The 22,135-nt window shown below is 38.8% G+C and carries 17 protein-coding genes and 14 tRNA genes; 4 read left to right on the forward strand and 27 right to left on the reverse strand.

The features are described from left to right. Positions 1–140: 140 nt before the first annotated feature. Positions 141–614, reverse strand: coding sequence for an S-ribosylhomocysteine lyase (locus BLR86_RS24675; protein ID WP_090768212.1), 474 nt, complete (start codon positions 612–614; stop codon positions 141–143). 142 nt (positions 615–756) lie between these two features. Between BLR86_RS24675 and yidD the strand changes: the two genes are divergently transcribed. Beyond that, positions 757–984, forward strand: a complete 228-nt coding sequence (gene yidD / locus BLR86_RS24680; protein WP_090768215.1) for a membrane protein insertion efficiency factor YidD — start codon at positions 757–759, stop codon at positions 982–984. On the opposite strand, the gene BLR86_RS24685 is transcribed toward yidD, so the two are convergent. After that, a complete protein-coding gene (locus tag BLR86_RS24685) occupies positions 981–1,553 on the reverse strand; it encodes a beta-class carbonic anhydrase (RefSeq protein ID WP_090768218.1) in 573 nt (190 codons plus the stop codon). The genes yidD and BLR86_RS24685 overlap by 4 nt on opposite strands. 213 nt (positions 1,554–1,766) lie before the next feature. On the opposite strand from BLR86_RS24685, the gene BLR86_RS24690 reads away from it, so the two are divergent. Together BLR86_RS24690 and BLR86_RS24695 are read left to right on the forward strand one after the other, a co-directional pair. After that, entirely contained in the window at positions 1,767–2,708 is a 942-nt protein-coding gene (locus tag BLR86_RS24690) for a metal ABC transporter solute-binding protein, Zn/Mn family (protein WP_090768221.1), read from the forward strand. A gap of 92 nt (positions 2,709–2,800) precedes the next feature. After that, positions 2,801–2,959: a DUF1540 domain-containing protein gene (locus BLR86_RS24695; protein WP_090768224.1), complete on the forward strand. Its 159-nt coding sequence runs from the start codon at positions 2,801–2,803 to the stop codon at positions 2,957–2,959. A 27-nt stretch (positions 2,960–2,986) separates the two neighbouring features. Here the strand turns inward: BLR86_RS24695 and menC are convergent, their stop codons facing one another. The 6 genes from menC to BLR86_RS24725 all read right to left on the reverse strand — a co-directional run bounded on the left by menC (position 2,987) and on the right by BLR86_RS24725 (position 10,762). Next, positions 2,987–4,102, reverse strand: a complete 1,116-nt coding sequence (gene menC / locus BLR86_RS24700; RefSeq protein WP_090768227.1) for an o-succinylbenzoate synthase — start codon at positions 4,100–4,102, stop codon at positions 2,987–2,989. Next, positions 4,099–5,583 (reverse strand): o-succinylbenzoate--CoA ligase, encoded by a 1,485-nt coding sequence (locus BLR86_RS24705; RefSeq protein ID WP_090768230.1) that lies wholly within the window; start codon positions 5,581–5,583, stop codon positions 4,099–4,101. Before BLR86_RS24705 ends, menC begins: the two co-directional genes overlap by 4 nt. Positions 5,584–5,960: 377 nt before the next feature. Then, complete coding sequence (gene menB / locus BLR86_RS24710; protein ID WP_090768233.1) at positions 5,961–6,779, reverse strand: 1,4-dihydroxy-2-naphthoyl-CoA synthase; 819 nt, start codon at positions 6,777–6,779, stop codon at positions 5,961–5,963. Positions 6,780–6,793: 14 nt separating this feature from the next. Beyond that, positions 6,794–7,612, reverse strand: coding sequence for a 2-succinyl-6-hydroxy-2,4-cyclohexadiene-1-carboxylate synthase (menH, locus tag BLR86_RS24715; protein ID WP_090768236.1), 819 nt, complete (start codon positions 7,610–7,612; stop codon positions 6,794–6,796). Then, positions 7,612–9,360 carry a 2-succinyl-5-enolpyruvyl-6-hydroxy-3-cyclohexene-1-carboxylic-acid synthase gene (gene menD, locus BLR86_RS24720; RefSeq protein ID WP_090768239.1) on the reverse strand — a complete coding sequence of 583 codons (1,749 nt, stop codon included), beginning with the start codon at positions 9,358–9,360 and terminating at the stop codon, positions 7,612–7,614. The genes menH and menD overlap by 1 nt, the downstream gene beginning before the upstream one ends. 1 nt (position 9,361) lies before the next feature. Then, complete coding sequence (locus BLR86_RS24725; protein WP_090768242.1) at positions 9,362–10,762, reverse strand: isochorismate synthase; 1,401 nt, start codon at positions 10,760–10,762, stop codon at positions 9,362–9,364. Between the two features lie 346 nt (positions 10,763–11,108). On the opposite strand from BLR86_RS24725, the gene BLR86_RS24730 reads away from it, so the two are divergent. Further along, complete coding sequence (locus BLR86_RS24730) at positions 11,109–12,047, forward strand: 1,4-dihydroxy-2-naphthoate polyprenyltransferase (RefSeq protein WP_090768244.1); 939 nt, start codon at positions 11,109–11,111, stop codon at positions 12,045–12,047. A 37-nt stretch (positions 12,048–12,084) separates the two neighbouring features. Here the strand turns inward: BLR86_RS24730 and BLR86_RS24735 are convergent, their stop codons facing one another. The 19 genes from BLR86_RS24735 to BLR86_RS24825 form a co-directional block, all read right to left on the reverse strand. Next, positions 12,085–14,478: a glycogen/starch/alpha-glucan phosphorylase gene (locus BLR86_RS24735; RefSeq protein ID WP_090768247.1), complete on the reverse strand. Its 2,394-nt coding sequence runs from the start codon at positions 14,476–14,478 to the stop codon at positions 12,085–12,087. Beyond that, positions 14,468–15,916 (reverse strand): glycogen synthase GlgA, encoded by a 1,449-nt coding sequence (glgA, locus tag BLR86_RS24740; protein WP_090768249.1) that lies wholly within the window; start codon positions 15,914–15,916, stop codon positions 14,468–14,470. Before glgA ends, BLR86_RS24735 begins: the two co-directional genes overlap by 11 nt. Continuing rightward, complete coding sequence (locus BLR86_RS24745; protein WP_090768252.1) at positions 15,913–16,944, reverse strand: GlgC family sugar phosphate nucleotidyltransferase; 1,032 nt, start codon at positions 16,942–16,944, stop codon at positions 15,913–15,915. Before BLR86_RS24745 ends, glgA begins: the two co-directional genes overlap by 4 nt. 88 nt (positions 16,945–17,032) lie before the next feature. Continuing rightward, positions 17,033–18,178: a glucose-1-phosphate adenylyltransferase gene (locus tag BLR86_RS24750; RefSeq protein WP_090768255.1), complete on the reverse strand. Its 1,146-nt coding sequence runs from the start codon at positions 18,176–18,178 to the stop codon at positions 17,033–17,035. After that, a complete protein-coding gene (gene glgB / locus BLR86_RS24755) occupies positions 18,120–20,066 on the reverse strand; it encodes a 1,4-alpha-glucan branching protein GlgB (protein WP_090768257.1) in 1,947 nt (648 codons plus the stop codon). Before glgB ends, BLR86_RS24750 begins: the two co-directional genes overlap by 59 nt. A gap of 552 nt (positions 20,067–20,618) precedes the next feature. Further along, positions 20,619–20,690: transfer RNA gene (locus BLR86_RS24760), tRNA-Glu, on the reverse strand. 8 nt (positions 20,691–20,698) lie between these two features. Continuing rightward, a tRNA-Ser gene (locus BLR86_RS24765) sits at positions 20,699–20,789 on the reverse strand. Positions 20,790–20,798: 9 nt separating this feature from the next. Next, positions 20,799–20,873, reverse strand: a tRNA-Asn gene (locus BLR86_RS24770). 34 nt (positions 20,874–20,907) lie between these two features. Then, a tRNA-Ile gene (locus tag BLR86_RS24775) sits at positions 20,908–20,984 on the reverse strand. Positions 20,985–20,993: 9 nt separating this feature from the next. Beyond that, positions 20,994–21,067, reverse strand: a tRNA-Gly gene (locus BLR86_RS24780). Between the two features lie 18 nt (positions 21,068–21,085). Next, positions 21,086–21,161: transfer RNA gene (locus BLR86_RS24785), tRNA-His, on the reverse strand. Between the two features lie 30 nt (positions 21,162–21,191). Continuing rightward, positions 21,192–21,267, reverse strand: a tRNA-Phe gene (locus BLR86_RS24790). Positions 21,268–21,275: 8 nt separating this feature from the next. Then, positions 21,276–21,352: transfer RNA gene (locus tag BLR86_RS24795), tRNA-Asp, on the reverse strand. Between the two features lie 3 nt (positions 21,353–21,355). After that, positions 21,356–21,429 (reverse strand) — tRNA-Met (locus BLR86_RS24800). Between the two features lie 174 nt (positions 21,430–21,603). Beyond that, positions 21,604–21,696: transfer RNA gene (locus tag BLR86_RS24805), tRNA-Ser, on the reverse strand. Between the two features lie 16 nt (positions 21,697–21,712). Further along, positions 21,713–21,789 (reverse strand) — tRNA-Ile (locus BLR86_RS24810). Between the two features lie 34 nt (positions 21,790–21,823). Next, positions 21,824–21,900: transfer RNA gene (locus tag BLR86_RS24815), tRNA-Met, on the reverse strand. A gap of 43 nt (positions 21,901–21,943) precedes the next feature. Next, positions 21,944–22,019 (reverse strand) — tRNA-Ala (locus BLR86_RS24820). 21 nt (positions 22,020–22,040) lie between these two features. Then, a tRNA-Pro gene (locus BLR86_RS24825) sits at positions 22,041–22,117 on the reverse strand. Between the last annotated feature and the right edge of the window lie 18 nt (positions 22,118–22,135).

Here is a 22,135-nt window from a genome sequence, read left to right on the forward strand (position 1 = left end):
CTTAAAAATGAAGCAATAAGACTTCTAACCGCAGGAACTGCGGGGCTAGCCTATTAAGAAAACTGAAGGATACTTTGGTGTTCATAGGAATCCCCGTCTTCAATCAGACCGTAAGGTTTGATAAGGAGGGGTAGTTCAATCTATGCAAATACTTGTTTTAAGTCTTCTTTACTTTGCTCAAGCCAAAAACGCATTAAGCGTTTTGCTCCTTCTAAATCATGGAGCTTCGCTTGCCCGCATTGTCTTTCGTTTGCTGCTGGAATCTCCGTTATTTCAACTGCAGTCTTCATTGTATCTTCAAGCAGGTCAATGACTTCTTCTACTGTCGGTTCGCCGCTAACGACCAAATAGTAGCCTGTTTGGCAGCCCATGGGTGAAATATCGATAATATCAAAATGGTTATATTTTTCAACATGTGCTCGAAGATTGAAAGCGAGCAGATGCTCTAATGTGTGAATTACATCTGGCTTCATTGCCTGTTTATTCGGCTGGCAAAAACGGATATCATATTTATTAACAATACCGTCACTTCCTACCTTATGGACGCCACAATGTCTTACATAAGGGGCTTTAACCGCATTATGATCTAAATCAAAGCTTTCTACTGAAGGCATATTTACCACTCCCTTTTAACTTCTATCTAGTATCATACAATAAATTCCGAGTTTTTTCATCCACTTAGGATTAATTAACAATTTAGACGTTTTTTTCTAACTATGATATCTTTTAAGTAATCTGTACAAAGGGAGTGCCCCGATGCTAAAAAAGGTATTTATTTCTATTATTCGTTTTTATCAAGTTGTGATTTCGCCCCTTAAGCCGCCAAGCTGCCGATTTTATCCGACTTGTTCCCATTATGGGTTGGAAGCCGTTCAACGGTTTGGCGCTTTAAAGGGAGGCTGGCTTACGCTAAAGAGAATTCTTAAATGTCATCCCTTTCATCCGGGCGGAATAGATCCGGTTCCAGAAAAAAAAGACCGTTAATTTTTGTATCCGTCGATAATAAGATCAAGTTTCCCTGTTTTAGGGTCAATCACAAGTCCGTGCACAGGAATACCTTCAGGCATGAGCGGATGATTTTTGATCACTTCAACACTATGCTCCACACTTTCTGTGACGTTATCAAATCCATGCAGCCATTTATTTATATTAATACCTGAATATGTAAGGGTATTAATGGTTTCTTCTGATACCCCTCGGTCCTTCATACTTTCTATTACCGGTTCTGCCTTTAATCCACTCATCCCACAATCGTAATGTGCAACTACAAGGACTTCCTCTGCCTGAAGCTGGTAAACAGCGATAAGAATACTCCTCATAATACTTCCAAATGGATGAGACACGAGTGCCCCTGCATTTTTAATGGTCTTTACATCGCCATTTCCTAAGTTCATTGCTTTGGGCAATAATTCTAATAGTCTTGTATCCATACAAGTTAGAATAACCGTACGTTTATTTGGGAATTTTGTTGTTTCATACTTCTCATATTCACGATTTTCAACAAACTTTTGGTTATAAGTAAGAATTTCATTTAATAATCTAGATTCAGTCACTATTATCACACCTCTCCTTGTCTATACTAAGAATACATAAAAACTAAAGGATACAACAATTTTTTTACTTGCAATTATAACATTTTTTTTGTAAGATACATAAGGAAATCGGAATCGTTCCGTATTATACATTTTATTAAGATTTGAATTCTAAAAATTTTTTGAATATAAATCGTAATAACTCCGGTTTAATATTATTCAAAAGGAGCATTTATGAAAAAAATTATACTTTATTCACTATTTATCTTGCTGATGGGTTTGGTCATGACTGCTTGCAGTGAAAAAAAAGGTCAATCGCAAAAAGAAACAGATCAATTATCCGTCTATACAACCGTATTCCCGCTGCAATATTTTACGGAACGGATTGGTGGCAATTTCGTTAATGTACATACAGTATATCCACCAGGTGCAGATGAGCATACATTTGAACCATCCCAAAAAGATATGATAAAGCTGGCTGATTCAGACTTATTTTTCTACATCGGTTTGGGTTTAGAAGGGTTTGTTGAAAAAGCTAAAGAGACGTTAAAAACTGAAAATGTTTCACTGATTCCAACTGCTGATAATCTCATTTTAAATCCCGTTGAGGAAAATGAGGAACTTGAAGATCATGAGGATCACGGGCATGGAGATTTTAATCCACATGTATGGCTTGACCCCATTTATTCTAAAGAAATGGCAGCAGTTATTAGAGATACCTTAGTTGAAAAAATGCCTCAAAACAAAGAAGCTTTTGATCAAAATTATCAACAGCTTGCAGCTGAATTAGATGAATTACATTCAAAATTCGAGAGCACGATTCAAAATGCAAAACACAAAAATATCCTTGTTACTCATTCTGCCTTTAGTTATTGGGAACAAAGGTATGGCATTAAAGAAATTAGTATATCCGGTCTTTCTACCACCAATGAACCAACACAGAGGGAACTTGAAAAAATTATCTCATTGGCAAATAAAGAGGGCATCCATTATATCTTTTTTGAACAAAACGTCCAATCAAAATTAGCGGAGATTGTGCAGAAAGAAATTGGTGCTAAAGCTTTACCTGTCCATAATTTAGGGGTATTAACAAAAGAAAATATCAAGGATAAAGAAACGTACTTTTCACTGATGGAGCAGAATATTGCATCGTTAAAAACAGCCTTAAACAATTAGATGGATGCTTTCCCTTTTACTGACATGGATGATATGCATTGAAAAATCAAAAGCTATTTCTGTATTACGAATGATCATAAGGAGTGATACGAATGGCACAGGACGTATTATGTGAAGTAAATAATTGCTCTTTTTGGGCAAAGGGAAATAAATGCAGTGCTGAAAGTATTTATGTTGTCAGCCACAAAGGGAAAACAGCTGACAACAGTCAAGAAACGGATTGTAAAACATTTGAAGCTTCAGATATATAGAAAAAAATAACCAGACATGGTGTCTGGTTATTTTTTTAAAAATCTATATGATTTTTCAATTAGAGTTGTTTCTTTAAGCCTTTTTTCATTGATTGCAACCCCAATCCCTGGACTGTCAGGAACGGTTACATATCCATTTTCTACTGTTACCTCTGGGGTAATTATATCCTCCTCCCAAAATCGTTGGGAAGCAGAGATATCACCTGGAAGTGTAAAGCCTGGAAGTGAAGCTAAAGCAATATTATGCGCACGGGAGATCCCGAATTCAATCATTCCCCCACACCAAACCTCAATCCCCTTAGCTTGGCAATAATCATGAATTTTTTTTGCTTCATAAAGACCTCCGACTCTTCCTGCTTTTATATTAATAATTTGACAACTCCCAAGTTCAATGGCATTTTTGGCATCTTCAAAGCTGACAATACTCTCATCTAAACAGATTGGCGTTTTTATTTCTTTTTGAAGCAGAGAGTGCTCGATAATATCATCACTTGCAAGCGGCTGCTCAATCATTAAAAGATTAAAATCATCAAGGGCTTTTAAACGGTCCAGGTCCTTTAATGTATAGGAAGAATTTGCATCTGCCATGATTGGCAGCTCTGGATAGTGGCGCCGTATTTCCGATAAAAAGGAATAATCCTGTCTTGGATTAATTTTGAGTTTATACCGCTGATATCCTTCTTCAATGTATTTTTCAATTTGATTTAAACAGGTAATCAGTGAATCGGCCGCAACTACTACTCCAGAAGCTACTTTCCCGCGGGTCCCTCCGATGACAGCTGCAAGTGATTTCGATTTCCTTTTTGCATACAAATCCCATAAAGCCATCTCTAACCCTGCCTTAGCCATATGGTTTCTTTTAAGTGAATGAAATAGAGGTGCTGCATCCTCTGGTTGCTTAATCGGGGTCTTCATGAGCATTGGGATTAAAATATCGCTTAAAATATGTAAACTTGTCTTGACCGTCTCTTCAGTGTACCAGGGAGTTGAAAAGGCTACACCCTCACCAAATCCTGAAATCCCATTAGAATCCGTTACTTCGACAATGATTCCTTCTCGTTCAGTTACCGTACCTAGGTGTGTGTGAAATGGTGATTTTAATGGCATACTTATCACTTTAAGGTTAACATTTACTATATTCAATCGTTATCCCTGCTCTCATTAACCAGTTCATACAGCTTCCTCCGCAGTAATTTGTTCGCAGCGTTCCTCGGAAGCATTTCGGTAAAGAGGAACTTTTTCGGTACTTTGTATTTAGCCAAATTTACTAGACAATGTTCCTGAAGCTGTTGCTTAGTAACGACTGCATTTTCTTTTCGAACGATAAAGGCAACGGGAACCTGTCCCCATGTTTCATCACTAAGACCTGTGACACCAGCCTCTGCTACGTCAGGATGGGCTAATAAAACGGATTCAATTTCCGCAGGATAAATATTTTCTCCCCCTGAAATGATCAAATCAGAACGCCTCTCAAGGACATATAAAAAGCCTTCTTCATCCAAATAGCCAATATCCCCAGTATGCAGCCAGCCATCTTTTAATTTATCCTTTGTGATTTCTGGTTGATACAAATAACCGCCGGTAACATTGGGACCCTTTACGACAATTTCTCCTGCTTCTCTTGATGATGCAATTTCTCCATTTTCCAAAACGACCTTAAGCTGCGAAGGTAACAACGGCTTACCTGCTGAACCAAGCTTTGTCATGCTATATTCAGGAGCTAGGGTTACAATTTGTGATGATGTCTCTGTCATACCATAGGACTGAAAAACAGGTAAATTTTTAGCTAGACAGGCCTCCAATAGTGGTAAAGGTGCAGGACCACCCCCTAGAAGAAAACATCGAAAATGAACGGGAAGTTGAGCGTTTTTAAGAGTATCTACAATCCTGGAAAGCATTGTCCCTACCACTGACATAATGGTAACATGTTTGGTTTCTATATCGATTATCGTTCTTTCAGCATTAAAGCTTTCATGGAGAATAATAGGCATCCCATAGATCACACCGCGCATTAGGATGGAAAAACCACTAATATGAAAAAGAGGGACACTGCAAAGCCAACGATCACTTTCCGTATATCCTAAATTTAATGCAGATCCTACTGCACTCCACCAATGGTTTCCATATGTTTGCAGCACGCCTTTTGGATTTCCCGTCGTCCCCGATGTATACATAACAGTGCAGATATCACCCAAATTTACTTCTTCCTGAATCTCAGGCATTTCATGGGGCGCTGACCATAGCTGTTCCTTCGTAAACACAGGTATATGTACTTCGTGTTTAATCCCTTGAAATTCGGCTTCTAGCACTAATGCAGTGGCTCTTGAGTCGTTTAACTGCCAAACCAATTCTTTTACACTCAAGCGGTTATTAAGGATGATTGCTTTGACACCGAGGAGCTGTAGAGCAAATAATAACACAACGGTTTCAAGATGATTTTTCAATAATACTCCAATATATTGGTCTTTTTTTATGCCTGCCCCCTGCAGCTTGCCAGCAGTTTGATAGGCACCTTCATAAAGTTCTTTAAACGTCATAGTCGTTTCATTAAAGTAAATAGCTGTACGGTCAGGTGTTAAAAATGCTCTCTTTTTCAGGAAGTTTGGTATATTTTCAAATTGCATCCTCTGTCACCTGCTTTCTAGTTTTGTCTAGCTTTCGCTTTAGTATTTGGCTCTGTTATTATTCATTGTTGATTTTCGTGTAGAAAAATTTTTAAGCGGAGAATTTCCGGCTAATGTCGATAGTGGAGGCTTAAGGAGCAGATATAAGCGGAGATATTCCGACTAACTGTTCACAATAAGACAAAAGCCATCGTTTTGGAACGTATAACCGGAAAAACTCCGCTTATTTTAAGGGAAATATGGGAATTTCCCGAAATAAACGGAATTTCTCCGCCTATTTTTCAAATTGAGTGTAATCAACATTTACCTTTAACACAGCCTAGTATTTAAAAACAGCCTGATGGATTCCATCAAGCTGCAACATAATAACTTATAAATCAAGGGAAACGCGGGAATTGACCGAAATCTGGCTTACGCTTTTCTTTAAATGCATCGCGGCCTTCTTTGGCCTCTTCTGTTGTATAGTAAAGAAGTGTTGCATCACCAGCTAATTGCTGTAGACCTGCTAAGCCATCCGTGTCTGCATTCATAGCAGCCTTTAAGAAACGCAGCGCTGTTGGGCTTTTCTCGAGAATTTCATTACACCACTGAATCGTTTCCTCTTCCACTCTTTCAAGTGGAACAACCGTATTTACTAAGCCCATATCAAGTGCTTCCTGTGCATTGTACTGACGGCAGAGGTACCAAATTTCACGAGCCTTTTTATGTCCAATAATTCTTGCCAGATAGCCTGATCCATAACCTGCATCAAAGCTTCCAACAGTTGGACCAGTTTGTCCAAAGACAGCATTGTCTGCTGCAATCGTTAAATCACAAACAACGTGTAAAACGTGCCCTCCGCCAATGGCATATCCCTTTACCATTGCAATGACTGGCTTGGGAATAACACGAATTAAACGTTGAAGATCTAGAACATTTAAACGAGGAATTTGATCATCCCCAACATATCCACCATGTCCGCGAACTTTTTGGTCACCACCAGAACAAAATGCCTTATCTCCTGCTCCAGTTAACACGATAACTCCAACATTGGAATCATCACGTGCATAAGCAAAGGCATCAATTAATTCACTAACGGTTCTCGGTGTAAAGGCATTATGTACATGTGGGCGATTGATCGTGATCTTCGCGATTCCATTATATGTTTCATATAGAATTTCTTCATATTTACGACTTGCAATCCATTCTACTGTCAAAACAATCTTCCTCCTTATTTATCATTTAACAAAAAGTCACTTACTATTGTACCAAATTTTTCTTTTTGTTCCACATGAATTGCATGTCCACCATCATTTATTACAATCCATAAAGCTTTTTTCATTTCTGCTTGCATTTTTTCAGCAATACTGCAGAATTTTTCATCCTTTTCTCCTGTAATAAGTAAAACCTCACAGGTAAGCATGTTTAACTTGTCCCACCACGATGGCTGCGACCCAGTCCCCATCCCTAATAAACTATTTGTTAGACCGATAGTTGAATTTGACAACCTTTGTTCCCTAATTGATTCTTTGATTCGATTAGGGAGGTTGACCATAGTTGAAAAAAGCGGAATCGCTTCCCAATAGTCAACAAAAGATTGAATTCCATGTTCATTAATAAAGTCTGCTAGTTCTCCATCTTTCATACGGCGAAACGTTCTTTCTTCCTCTGTTTTCAACCCAGGTGAAGAACTGGCTAAAATAAGCTTACGAACTCTCTCTGGGTATAAAAGTGCAATAGTAAGTGCTAGTCTCCCACCCATTGAATACCCGAGAACGTCGATTTGAGCAATTTCCAACTGATCTAAGAGCACGATCATGTCTGCAGCAGCTGCTTCGATGCTATAACGATGTATTTCTTCTGGTGCTTCTGTTTTTCCATGTCCGATAATGTCCGGAATGATTAATCTTGAATGTTTGCCCCAAACTGTACAAAAAGGTACCCATGTCGAAGCATCTCCCGTAAAACCATGTAATAGAAGGAATGGAAACCCTTTACTGACTCCGCAGACTTCTACATGATAACAAAGATCATTGCTATTTACTTGCATTAATGAGTACCTTTGACATAATTTGATATTTCCCAGGAAACAATTTGCCAAAATTCGCGATGTTCTGTCAAATTGCTATCTCTGTTGGTAACCACTTCGTATACATGCAATCCATTTACCGTGGTAGATTGATTCATAAGTTCACCTAAATGTTCCCAGTCTTTTACCTTAGTAAAGTTCCCATTGAACATCCGAACAGCATGTTCAAATTCTAGGTTTAAAGGAGTGCCGAATAAAAGTTCAAAATTCTTTGGATGTTGTGATTGTGGCAAAAAGGAAAAGATACCTCCTCCATTATTGTTGACAACAATGATTCGGATATCGATGTCGTATAGTTTCGCTGCAACTAAACCATTTAAATCATGGAAAAAAGTCAGATCTCCTAAGACCAAATATAAGGGTTGAGAATATAATGCCGCTCCTAAAGCCGTCGAGACGGTACCATCGATCCCATTTGCACCTCTATTTGCCATAACTTTAACTGATTTCCGATTATTAAGAAAGAAACTATCTAAGTCTCTAATTGGCATACTATTGCCAACAAATAATGTTGCGCCATCAGGTAGCATCTCAGCTAATTGATAAAATAATCGACCTTCACTTAATTTTTGACTATCTTTAATAAGTGCCATGTTTGCTTTGGTAAGACTATTTACTCCTTGCCATTTTTCTAGGAATTCTGTTGATTCTCTTTTTTCTGTAAAAGCTAACAATTGCTCACAAAAAATGGTTTCATTACAGTAAATCATTTCAGTTGATAATGAAGCAGGATCACGCCACCCGCCAGCACCATCAATGACTAATTGTTCAGCTTGATGGTTCTCCTTTAAGAAAATCGTTAATGCCTTTGATACTGGCATTGCCCCAAACCGCAGGATGACATCTGGTTTTAAGTAAGTCTTGGCGTCTTCATTCCGTAAGAATGTATCATATGCCTCGGTAATATTTTCTAGCTGGTGTTTTCCACTTCGAAGCTGTGATAATGGATCTGCTAAGATTGGGAACTTTAATGCGGCCGATAAATCAGTGACAGCCTTTGCAAAACGTTCGTCAGCGATATTTCCGCAAACAATCATTCCGTTTTTATAACCATTTAACTTCAGAGAAATTTCCTTAAATTCATCCTCACCTATCGTCAATTCACCATTTCGAACCTTGACATACCCTTTAGCGCGTTCTTCTAATTGGAAGCTTTCTTCCGCTAATTTCGGAATGAGCGGTTCCCGGAACGGAAAATTCAAATGAACTGGACCAGCTGGTGCGCCCGTGGCAATGGCCGCTGCCCGTGCACATACTGTCCTTGCATAACGGATCATTTCCTTACTATTTTCAGGCAAAGCCATATCTGCAAACCATTTTACATGCTGACCATATAAATGAATTTGGTCGATTGCCTGTGGGGCACCTACTTCTCTAAGCTCATGCGGTCGATCCGCTGTTAGCACAAGTAACGGAACACGAGAATAGCGGGCTTCGACAATGGCAGGAAAGTAGTTAGCTGCTGCTGTTCCAGATGTACATAAAATCGCAACTGGTTTGTTGGTAGCTTTTGCCATCCCCAACGCAAAGAAAGCAGCTGACCGCTCATCTACATGAATATGAATTTTTATTTCAGGATGTTCAGCCATCACCATGGCCATAGGCGTTGACCTAGATCCAGGACTAACGACAACGTCTGTAATCCCTGTTTGTACTAACTCTGCCACAAAGGCAACTAAATACGCGGTTAATGTTTCTTGATGACTCATATTAATTTCCTCCAAGGGCACGAAGCATGGGTGTAAATTTTAAGCTAGTTTCCAAATATTCACTTTGAGAATCAGAGTCGGCGACGACACCACATCCAGCAAATAAGGAAGCTTCTTTTCCTTGAATAAGTCCCGATCGTATAGAAACTGCGAACTCACCGTTTCCTTGATAATCGACCCATCCAAGTGGCGCAGCATAAAAGCCACGATCTAATTCTTCAACTTCTCTTATCTTTTCAACAGCTTCTTGTTTTGGTAGACCGCCAAGAGCCGGGGTTGGATGAAGCCTCTCAACTAATAAAAGCAAGGATGCATCCTTATGGCACTTACCAATTACAGGTGTATACAAATGTTGAATATCTCTAATTTTCATTAATTGCGGTTTATCTGGAAGGATAATTTCCTCACATGATTCCTCTAAAGCCGCTTTTATCATTTCAACCACAAATCCGTGCTCAATCAGGTTTTTCTGATCATTTAATAATGATTGCCCTAAGCTCTCGTCTTCAGCTGCGGTTTCCCCCCGTTTGATTGAACCTGCTAGGCAGGTTGAAAACACACTATTTCCCTGTTTTTTTACAAGCCTTTCTGGAGTTGCACCAATAAAACAATCTCCATTAGACTCAAAAACAAAGATAAAGCTTTCTCGCTGTTGGTTATAAAGATTCTCAAGAATCATTTCTGAATGAATTTGCTTATCAAAAACTAGTCTTAGCTCTCTAGCAAGAACAACCTTTTTTAAAGAACCAGTTTTTAACCCCTCTGCCACATCATCTACACTCTGTTTCCACTGGAGCGGTGCAATTTCTTTCGTGTGTAAAAGCTTTGCTGGGTTATGATTGAAATCCTGTTCGAGCGAAGAAAGTAACTGCATTCGCTCTTTGATGACTTTTTCAAAAAGGGTAAAATCATCATTTGGGGTACAAACAATATTGGTAGTTAAAAACGTTTGACCTTTAACGATTGTTAACATATATTTGGGAATATGAAATAAAGAATCAGCGTATTTAGACCATAGCATTGTTTTCGCTTTAAGCGGATCGAAAGAGAATCCTCCAAACATAACAGGGCCTAAGCCATTTTCATGGAATGGGTTAAAGATAAGGCTATCCTTTAAAAAATTCTTCCGCTCCTCTTCAACATGAAAAAAGCGGTCAGTAGCCTGATCCGACTGAATTTGTTTTGATATGCCAAGGCCTACGATCACAGCCTCTTCCAATGGGTCTTTCCAATAGAAACGTTCCCCAAAATAGCGCTCCCTGCCACTATTGAAAAAGGACAAAGGGTCAATCGTGTCCATTTTATGAACTTCACTAATTAATATCGGCTTGCGTAGTTTTTTAGCTGTACGAACAGCCAAAATACCTCTTTCCTTTAATTCTGTTTCCTGAATGGTAACCAAAAAAATCCCTCCAAAACAGTCAATTGACTGTTATCCATTCATTTTATTGCCTATTTAAAGATACCACTTCCATTGTAAAGAAGTCAGTATTACTTGTCACTACCTATCCTACCATCAATTTTATTATATCTTAAAAAATACCGTGCAGGTTTATATTTGCCTTTCTTTCATTTTCCCTCTAAACACTCATTAATAATCAGACAGGAATTATCTACTATTTCAGCTAATAAAAATTAATTGACCCTTGTCGGCAGATTCAATATACTTAAGTTTGGAATTCACAAATACAATAGGTCAATATAACGATTAAATATAGAGAAAATTTTTATGAAAGGGAGAGGTATGAATGCAGACAAATTTACAGCATACTTCCAAGCCTGTCGTCGAATCGAATCGTGGTTTTCAAGTTTGGTGGCAAATGACCCGTCCACATACATTAACGGCAGCATTTGTTCCAGTCTTGCTTGGTACGCTGCTTGCACTTACACATGGGAAAATACACGTTGGTCTTTTCTTTGCTATGTTAATTGCCAGTTTATTAATTCAAGCAGCAACTAATATGTTCAATGAGTATTATGATTTTAAACGTGGACTCGATAATGAACATTCAATCGGGATTGGCGGTACAATTGTCCGTGATGGAATTAAGCCGAAAACAGTTATGCAGCTCGCACTTAGTCTTTATGGGATTGCATTGTTGATTGGAGTATATATTTGTATGAGTACTAGCTGGTGGCTAGCAGCTCTTGGGCTTGTTTGTATGGCAGTTGGTTATTTATATACAGGAGGACCATTTCCAATTGCCTACACTCCATTTGGAGAGATTTTTGCAGGTTTCTTTATGGGCATGCTAATCATCTTAATTTCATTCTTTATCCAAACTGGAATGGTCACAACCACTAGCGTACTAATTTCAGTTCCTATTTTAGTTCTTGTTGGTGCGATTAATTTTTCTAATAATATTAGGGATTTAGATGGAGATAAAGAAAATGGTCGTAAAACATTAGCCATTCTTATTGGAAAAAATAGAGCAGTTACCTTGATGGCTTACATGTTCGGTTTTTCATTTCTTTGGGTCTTAGGCCTTATTATTACAGGGGTTGCTCCAATTTGGACAGTAGTCGTGCTTCTTAGTATTCCTAAAGCAACGAAAGCAATTAAAGGATTTAGAGCTGGTGTTTCAGCGATTCAAATGGCTCCTGCAATGAAAGCAACGGCACAAACCAATACCATTTTCGGTTTATTGCTTGCCATTGGGCTATTTTTAGGATATTTTATTTCGTAAAAAGTAAGGCTTCTGCATTTAAGCAGAAGCCTTTTATTTATATCGGTTTAATACCCCAAATTTGATCTGAATACTCTTTAATCGTTCGATCACTCGAAAAATAACCTGCTTGAGCGATGTTAATCAGACACTTTTTTTGCCAAATTTGTTGATTTCTAAAATTTTCACCAATGGCACTTTGCGTGTCAGCATACGCTGCAAAATCTTTTAAAACAAAGTACTGGTCATTTTCTGCAAGCAAAGAATCAAAAATTGGTTCAAATTCATTATAAACACCAGGGAAAAATCCATTTACCAGTTGGTCAACAGCTTGGCGAATTCGGCTGTCATGGTGATAGTATTCAACCGATTGATACCCTCCATGCTGATAGTAATGCAGGACTTCTTCTGCGGAAAGACCAAACGTAAAAATATTCTCATCGCCGACTAATTCATGAATTTCAATATTGGCACCATCCATTGTTCCAACTGTCAGTGCTCCATTGATCATAAATTTCATGTTTCCTGTACCAGATGCCTCTTTACTTGCCGTTGATATCTGTTCACTTAAGTCAGCAGCAGGGAAAACTTTTTCTGCGAGTGAAACACGGTAGTTTTCGAGGAAAACAACTTTCATTTTCTCCCCAATAAACGGATCATGATTAACCTTCTCGGCCACTGTATTAATGAGCTTAATAATTTTCTTCGCATAATAATAACCGGGAGACGCCTTTGCCCCAAAAATGAATACCCTTGGTACCATTGAAAAGCTGGAATCCTCTTTAATACGATTATAAAGATACATGATATGTAATACCTTTAAAAGCTGCCGTTTATAGGCATGCAAGCGCTTTACATGGACATCAAAAATAGCAGAGGAATCTACAACAATCCCGTTCTTGCTTTGAATCACTTCAGCAAGCTTTTGTTTATTTTCCCTTTTAATCTTCAAAAGCTGTTCCTTGAAAGATGAATCATCTTGATATTTTAATAATTGAATTAATTCATTCGGTGAGTTCATCCATGAAGAACCAATGGAATCGGTAATAAGCGCTGATAAATCCGGATTCGCTTTTAATAGCCAGCGTCGGTGGGCAATCCCGTTTGTTTTATTATTGAATTTTTCCGGAAACAGCTGATAAAAATCATTCATTTCACGATTTTTTAAAATTTCTGTATGCAGCTTTGCCACACCATTCACACTAAAACTTCCTACGATTGCTAAAGGAGCCATTTTTACATATCCCTCTGCAATGATGGCCAGCTTTGCTATCTTATCCCAATCTCCTGGATGTTGATCCCATAACTCCTGGCAAAACCGCTCGTTTATTTCTTCAACAATCATATAGATTCGAGGTAATAGCGGTTGGAAAATCCGAATTGGCCACTTTTCCAATGCTTCAGATAATGTCGTATGATTGGTATAGGAAATGGTATGCTTTGTAATATACCAGGCTTTGTCCCAATCTAATCCTTCCTCATCAATCAGAATTCTCATTAATTCAGGAATAGCCAATACAGGGTGGGTATCATTGATATGAATACAGACATGCTGATGGAATTCCTCTAAATGACCATACTGTTTTCGATACGTTTTGATAATAGACTGTAAACTGGCAGAAACTAAAAAATATTGCTGCTTAAGTCGTAAAATTTTCCCTTCATCATGCGTATCATCTGGATAGAGAAATTCTGAAACAGATTCTGTTTCCCGTTTGTATTTTAATATATCCTGATGGATAGGGAATTGTGAAGGCTCTGCATTCCATAATCTTAATGTATTAACCGTTTCAGAATTAAAGCCTATCACTGGCATATCGTGCGGAACGGCTGTCACTGTTTCTGCATGTAAATGCTGAAACACAAGACGACCATTTTCTGTTTTCCCCTCAACCTTACCCCAAAAAGGAATTTTAACAGCCAAGTCTGCCTTGCGAACTTCCCAAACATTACCGCTTCTGAGCCATTGTTCCGGTAATTCTACTTGAAATCCATCTACAATCTTCTGCTCAAACAGACCATGCTTATAGCGAATCCCATGTCCATGTCCAGGAAGATTAAGCGAGGCAAGGGAATCAAGAAAACAAGCAGCTAATCTGCCTAAGCCGCCGTTCCCTAAGCCAGCATCACTCTCTAAATCCTCAAGATTACTTAAGTCGATACCAAGGTCGTTAAGCCCAGCTTGTACAGTCTCTTCTATCCCCAGATTAATTAGGTTTTGCCTTAACAGCTTACCTAATAAATATTCAATTGATAAATAATAGACTTGCTTCCCTTTTGCTGCCAGATACCGTTCATTCGTTTTTATCCAATCATGACTGACAAATTCTCGAATCATAATCCCCAGTGTCTGATAATGGTCCCTTGCAGAGCTTTCAGTAAAGCTCTTGCCACAGACCATATTCAACTTTTTCAGAAAAGTATTCTTAAACTCTGTTGGACTAGAAAACATGGGTTTCACTCCTCGAGATCAGCTTCGCATACAGCTGATTATACTTAAATGCCGACTGGGCCCAGCTGTTATCCTTTTCCATCGATTTTTGAACAATTGATTCCCAAGACGGGTCATGATAAAAGTGTAATGCCCTTCTAATGGTATAAAGCATGTCATGGGCATTAAAATTTTTGAATGAAAAGCCATTTCCCTCATTGGAAGCTTCATTCCACGATTGAACTGTGTCATTTAACCCACCTGTTTCACGTACAATCGGTACCGCGCCATATTTCATTGCAATTAGTTGACCTAGCCCACATGGCTCAAACAGGGATGGCATTAGAAAAAGATCTGCAGCTGCATAGAGATTATGTGCTAGTCCCTCACTAAATCCAATATGCACCTTTAATTTATCTGGATGGGCGTTTGCTGCCTGACGCAAATACTCTTCATATCCATAGTCTCCCGTACCGAGGACCACCATTTGAATATCTTCATGAAGAATATCTCTTAATACACATTTAACGAGATCTAACCCCTTTTGCTTTGTCAGCCGGGTAATCATCACCATTAATGGTGTGTTTGGTTTTTGTGGCAGCCCAAAGTACTTTTGGATCTCACTTTTATTCACTGCTTTATTTTCAAGCGTATTCACTGTGTACGTTTTATAGATCAGTGGATCATCGGCAGGATTATAAAATTTATCATCAATTCCGTTTAGGATTCCAACCAACTCTTCTTCTCGCGTTTTTAAAAGACCATCCAATTTTTCACCATATACAGGTGTTTGAATTTCTTCTTTGTAGGTTGGGCTAACTGTTGTAATTTCGTCGGCCGCTACTAGAGCGCCCTTCATAAAATTAATACATCCAAAAAACTCTAAATGTTCAGGCTGGAAAACTCCCCAATCTAATCCTAGTAAGTCCCCTAGCGTTTCTCTTGGGAAAATACCCTGGAACTGCAAATTATGGATCGTAAAAACAGTTCGAATTAGACCATAGCCTTTACGCTTGTAATAATCCATTCTTAGTAAAAATGGAATCATCGCAGTATGCCAATCATGACAATGGAGTACATCTGGATAAAAGTCCAGGTGTGCCAATGCTTCCAACACAGCCCGGTTAAAATAAGCAAACCTTTCACCATCATCAAAATATCCATAAAAGCCATCACGCTTAAAATAATATTCATTATCAACAAAGTAATATGTAACGCCTTGATATAAGAGTTCCTCTATACCACAATATTGATTTCTCCAACCAACAGGAACAGTGAACTCTTTAATTTTTTTCATATCCGCCCTAAAGTCATCGGCAATCGTTCCGTACTTAGGAAGAATCACCCTCACATCTGTGCCAAGACTTTTAAGCTCTTTTGGCAGGGAGCCTGCAACATCTGCAAGCCCCCCTGATTTAGCAAATGGACCACATTCTGAAACTGCAAATAATACTTTCACGAATTCATCAACGCTCCTTGCTTTGTACCTTTCCGAACGACAAAAGGGTCTTTAGCGGTACCTGTTAAAATGGTCCCAGCTTCAATCTTTACATCTTTATCTAATATGACGGAATCGAGGTAACAATTATCTTCAATCACGCACTTTTGCATAATGATGCAGTTTTTAAGGACTGCACCTTTTCCAATTTTAACGCCCCTGGATATGATGCTATTTTCAACGGTGCCATTAATGATGCATCCATTAGCTATCATCGCATTTTGAACAACTGATCCCTTTAAATAACGAGTTGGCGGCTCATCTTTTACCTTTGTCAGGATAGGCTGTTCTTTAACAAACAACTGATGCCAAACATCTGCATTTAATAGATTCAAGCTAGTAGAAAAATAGTTTTGGATAGAATTAATCATTACCGCGTAACCCGAATAATCATATTGGCAAATAGAATATTGATGTTCAGGGTCTAACACGACATCCCTCATGCATGTATAACCGGTTTCATATCTTGTTTCAATTAATTTAATAAGCAGGGAGGTTTTTACTAAATACATCTCCATGGGAGAACCATCTTCATGGTGGATTTCAGTGATATCACATTCAGAGTGAATATGCCTGTCTAATAATGGTTTGAAATTCATATTAAAAATCGTATAGCAATTTGTAATAATCGAATACTCTTGAGAACTGCGATAAAAGAAATCTAGGTTTGCAGCAAAGTTTTCAAATGATCCGATTTTGTTTATATCTGAATCAACAACGGGAGTGGGAAAAAAGAAAAGGCCATCACGTTTGCGATTCAGGTCCCAATTCTTACCTGAACCAAGGTGATCCATTAAGGAACGATAGGTCATTTTTGGAAAGATGGCTACACTTCTTATTCCAGAGTTCACCATATTAGAAAGAACAAAATCAATAATACGATATCGCCCTGCAAAAGGCAGGGCTGCTAGTGAACGATGTGTCAAAAGTTCCTCTAAATCATCATGATACGTTGTAGCGTCAATAACACCTAATAACCTTCTTTTCAATACTAGTCCCTCCCAAAATAAAAGCGTAGGGCGCCAGCTCATCGGCACCCGGAGCTAGATCGCACTCAAAATTTAAAAAGTAAAACTATTAAAAAGCTGGATATAACCCGCTTATCATTTCTTCTGTAACAAGGATAATTTCATCATCAAATGAACATATAACGGTTCCATCCGGAATAATAACATCACTTGGTACGATCGCTTTTTCAATCTTAACGTTTTCACCGATTACTGCATCAGGCATAATCACAGATTCCTTTATACTTGTTCCCTTACCGACGCTAACCCCTTGAAAAAGAACTGAATTCTCAATTTTCCCTTCTATTGTACAACCCTCATTGATTAACGAATCCTTAACAATAGCCTCGGGTGAGATATATTGAGGCGGTTGATTTGGGTTTACGGAATAAATTCTCCAATCGTGATCAAACAGGTCCAAATCACATTCGTCATTTAATAGATCCATATTTGCTTCCCAAAGGCTCTTTACTGTCCCTACATCTTTCCAATAACCTTTAAAAGGGTAAGCATATAACTTTTTATTTTCCTCTAACATCATCGGAATGATATCCTTACCAAAATCATGGGAGGATTTAGTATTTCTAGCATCCATCTCTAAATATTCTTTCAGGATATTCCAATTGAAAATATAAATCCCCATCGATGCTAAATTATTTTTGGGCTCTGCTGGCTTTTCTTCAAATTCTACAATTCTTAAATCCTCATTCGTATTCATAATCCCAAAGCGACTTGCCTCAGCCCAAGGAACTTCAATCAAAGAAATCGTTGCGTCCGCTCTCTGTTCAATGTGATATTGTAACATGCTTTCATAGTTCATTTTGTAAATATGGTCACCCGATAGAATTAACACATATTCAGGCTGGTATTGTTTCAAATAATTAATGTTTTGATAAATAGCGCTTGCCGTCCCCGTATACCATTTTACTTCTGAAGTCTCTGCATATGGGGGCAAAACGGTTACCCCTCCATCCTTCCGGTCAAGGTCCCAAGCACTGCCAATACCGATATACGAATTTAAAACCAATGGCTGATACTGAGTTAACACCCCCACTGTATCAATGCCAGAATTTGCACAATTACTTAAGGGAAAATCTATTATTCTGTACTTTCCACCAAAAGGGACAGCAGGCTTCGCCAAATCTTTCGTTAGCGAGTTAAGTCTGCTTCCTTTCCCTCCTGCCAATAGCATGGCTACGCACTTTTTCTTTATCATTACCTTTTCGCTCCTTTCGTTTTTTCACTGGTCTAATGATCTGAAAACCAAAAGGCGGAATCGTCACATTAACAGAATAAGGTTTACCATGAAACGGCTCTTCTAAAGCCATAAATGTTTTCTTATTAACAAATCCAGCACCGCCAAAGTCCTGATGGTCACTATTAAAAATTTCACGAAACTCACCTTGAGCCGGTACACCAATTTTAAATTCTGGATAGTGTACACCTGTGAAGTTGCAGATAATTAGTAGATAGTCATTCTCACTTTTACCTTTTCTTAGAAAAGAAAATACGGATTGGCTAACGTTATTACAGTCAATCCATTCAAAGCCATCATGCATGTGATCTAGTTCATAAAGTGCTTTTGAACGTTTATATACTTTTATTAATTGTTTGACATACTGATTTACATTTTGATGCATCTCATAATCTAGTAAATTCCAATCTAACTGTTCTTTATCTTTCCATTCTGAAAACTGCCCTAATTCAAATCCCATAAATAAAAGGTTCTTTCCAGGATGTGCAAACATATATCCTAAAAGTAATCGTAACTGCGCAAACTTTTCCCAATAATCACCAGGCATTTTGTCTAGCAGTGACTTTTTTCCATGGACAACTTCATCATGTGAAAAAGGAAGCATAAAGTTTTCATAAAAGGCATAGAGAAGCGAAAAAGTCACTTTAGAATGAGCTTTTGAACGTGAATATGGCGGAGTTTCCATGTATTCTAACATGTCATTCATCCATCCCATATTCCATTTGTAATCGAATCCTAGTCCACCGTAATGAACAGGAGCAGTAACATTTGGAAAATCGGTCGAATCCTCCCCAATCATGATAAATGTTGGATCATATTCATGAACTTCAACATTTAGTTTTTTTAGGAAATCAATTCCGAATGGATTTTGACTGTTTTCAGATGAGTTAGGCCAATATATGATATTTGCAACTGCATCCATCCTAATCCCATCAATATGAAAATAATCAATCCAAAATAATGCATTTGAGATCAGAAAGCTTTGGACCTCACCTTTTCCAAGATCAAAATTTGCAGTACCCCAAACATGGTTTTCTCTATCATTCTCTGCTTGGTAGGAATAAATATGGGAACCGTCAAACCGATACAAACCATGTGCATCTTTACAAAAATGGCCAGGAACCCAGTCAAGGATAACGCCAATTCCATTCAGATGACATTGATCGATAAAGTACATGAATTCCTTTGGTGTACCATAGCGAGAGGTTACCGAAAAGTAGCCAGTTCCCTGATATCCCCAAGAACCGTCAAAGGGGTGCTCGATAAGAGGTAATAATTCAATGTGTGTAAAACCATGTTCAATCACATAAGGGATGAGTTCTGCAGCCATTTCCCTATATGTTAAAAAATCTCCATTATCATGTTTTTTCCAAGATCCAAAATGAACCTCATAGACTACCTGTGGTTCAGATATGAAATTTCTCTTTTCTTTCCTTTGCATCCACCGGTTATCCTGCCAAGTGTAATCCTTCAATGAATACACAACAGAAGCCGTATTGGGTCTCAGTTCAGAGTAGAATGCATATGGATCCGCTTTTAAGATTCTTTCATTTTGAGCTGTGATAATTTCATATTTATAGAGGCATCCATTCAGGTCTTGATTAATGATAAAAATCCATACACCTTCTTTGTTTACCCTATGTAAATTGAAGCCATCTCCATTCCAGCTATTGAAATTGCCAACTAGTCTAACCTCTTTCGCATTTGGAGCCCATACACAAAATCGCGTATATACTTTGTCAGACTCCGTAAGCACATGAGAACCAAATAAGTGATGACTTTGAAAAAGGTTCCCCTCATGAAATAGATGTAACTGATAGTCGGTTGGATATAAAGTATTCACTGCCATTATTAACCTCATCCTTGTGAAAATGTATTTCAAGGCTTAATTATAAGTGCAAAATACAAATAATTCTCATAATACTTTTTTATCTTTTCTGACAATAAAGGATAAAGAGAGACAAAAAACACAATAATTCTACTGATTTCGACACAAAACTACAAATTCCCCTTCACGAAACTACAAAATTATATAAAGTTTTATGTATTTTTTTATAAAAAATATTATTTATATTACGGAAATTAGTAATTAGTAACTTTACTGAAAACCCTATAATTGTAAGCGTTATCAACGTTTTTCTTAGTAATCCAAGTGATGAAAAAATTATATTAGTATAGGTTTTTACGAAAATGGCGAGCTTAATTGGATAGACGAGCTGGGGATTTCATTTGAGAGGATTTGAATGTCTGGAACATCATATGTTTAGGTTAGTAAACGAGCCTCAGCTTTTTCAACCTTCCTAATCACAGGAACACACAGCATTTTAGTAATGCTACTTTCATGTTAGAGACTAAGAAAGCACAAAAAAACTGATGATAAAATATCATCAGCCTTTTTGTATGACCCCTACGGGATTCGAACCCGTGTTACCTCCGTGAAAGGGAGGTGTCTTAACCACTTGACCAAGGGGCCTAATTTCATGGCGGAGAAGGAGGGATTTGAACCCTCGCGCCGGTTACCCGACCTACACCCTTAGCAGGGGCGCCTCTTCAGCCTCTTGAGTACTTCCCCATAAAAAAATGGCTCCGCAGGTAGGACTCGAACCTACGACCGATCGGTTAACAGCCGATAGCTCTACCACTGAGCTACTGCGGAACAATAGAAGTTATTTTGCATTCACAAAAATGTATGGTGGGCCTAAATGGACTCGAACCATCGACCTCACGCTTATCAGGCGTGCGCTCTAACCAGCTGAGCTATAGGCCCATAACCTATTGGAGCGGGTGATGAGAATCGAACTCACAACATCAGCTTGGAAGGCTGAGGTTTTACCACTAAACTACACCCGCAAATATTTAATTACTAAATGGGGCGACTGATGGGAATCGAACCCACGAATGCCTGAACCACAATCAGGTGCGTTAACCACTTCGCCACAATCGCCATTATAGTATTCTTCCACCAAAATATAAATGGTGGCTCAGGACGGAATCGAACCGCCGACACAAGGATTTTCAGTCCTTTGCTCTACCGACTGAGCTACTGAGCCACTCAAAATGGCGGTCTGGACGGGACTCGAACCCGCGACCTCCTGCGTGACAGGCAGGCATTCTAACCAACTGAACTACCAGACCAAATTGCGGGGACAGGATTTGAACCTGCGACCTTCGGGTTATGAGCCCGACGAGCTACCGGACTGCTCCACCCCGCGATAATATAAAATAAACTATTTTACTCATGCCCATAGTTTGTATGGACTGTATCAATCTCTGTAAGCTTAATCAAGCAGCTGTTCGATTGATACAACTCGCAGTTTTTTCAGTGAAGTAACGCTCGTTGCTCCACCCCGCGATAATAAAAATATTTCTTTTGTGAAGTAATAAAATGGAGGAGGAAGAGGGATTCGAACCCCCGCGCGGTATGACCCGCCTGTCGGTTTTCAAGACCGATCCCTTCAGCCGAACTTGGGTATTCCTCCGTATTAATAAAATTACTGGTGGACCTTGTAGGACTCGAACCTACGACCGGACGGTTATGAGCCGTCTGCTCTAACCAGCTGAGCTAAAGGTCCTCATATTTTGTTATTTTGCTAAGCAAAAAGATTATGGTAGCGGCGAAGGGAGTCGAACCCCCGACCTTTCGGGTATGAACCGAACGCTCTAGCCAGCTGAGCTACACCGCCAAATGTATGATTGTAGATAGTTTATTTTGCTTGCAAAAAACTTTGGTGGAGCCTAGCGGGATCGAACCGCTGACCTCCTGCGTGCAAAGCAGGCGCTCTCCCAGCTGAGCTAAGGCCCCATTAAATTAATATTAGAAGAATGGTCGGGAAGACAGGATTCGAACCTGCGACCCCTTGGTCCCAAACCAAGTGCTCTACCAAGCTGAGCTACTTCCCGATAAAATATGGCGCGCCC

Source organism: Bacillus sp. OK048, assembly GCF_900103525.1.
In the GTDB taxonomy this organism is placed as follows: domain Bacteria; phylum Bacillota; class Bacilli; order Bacillales; family Cytobacillaceae; genus Neobacillus.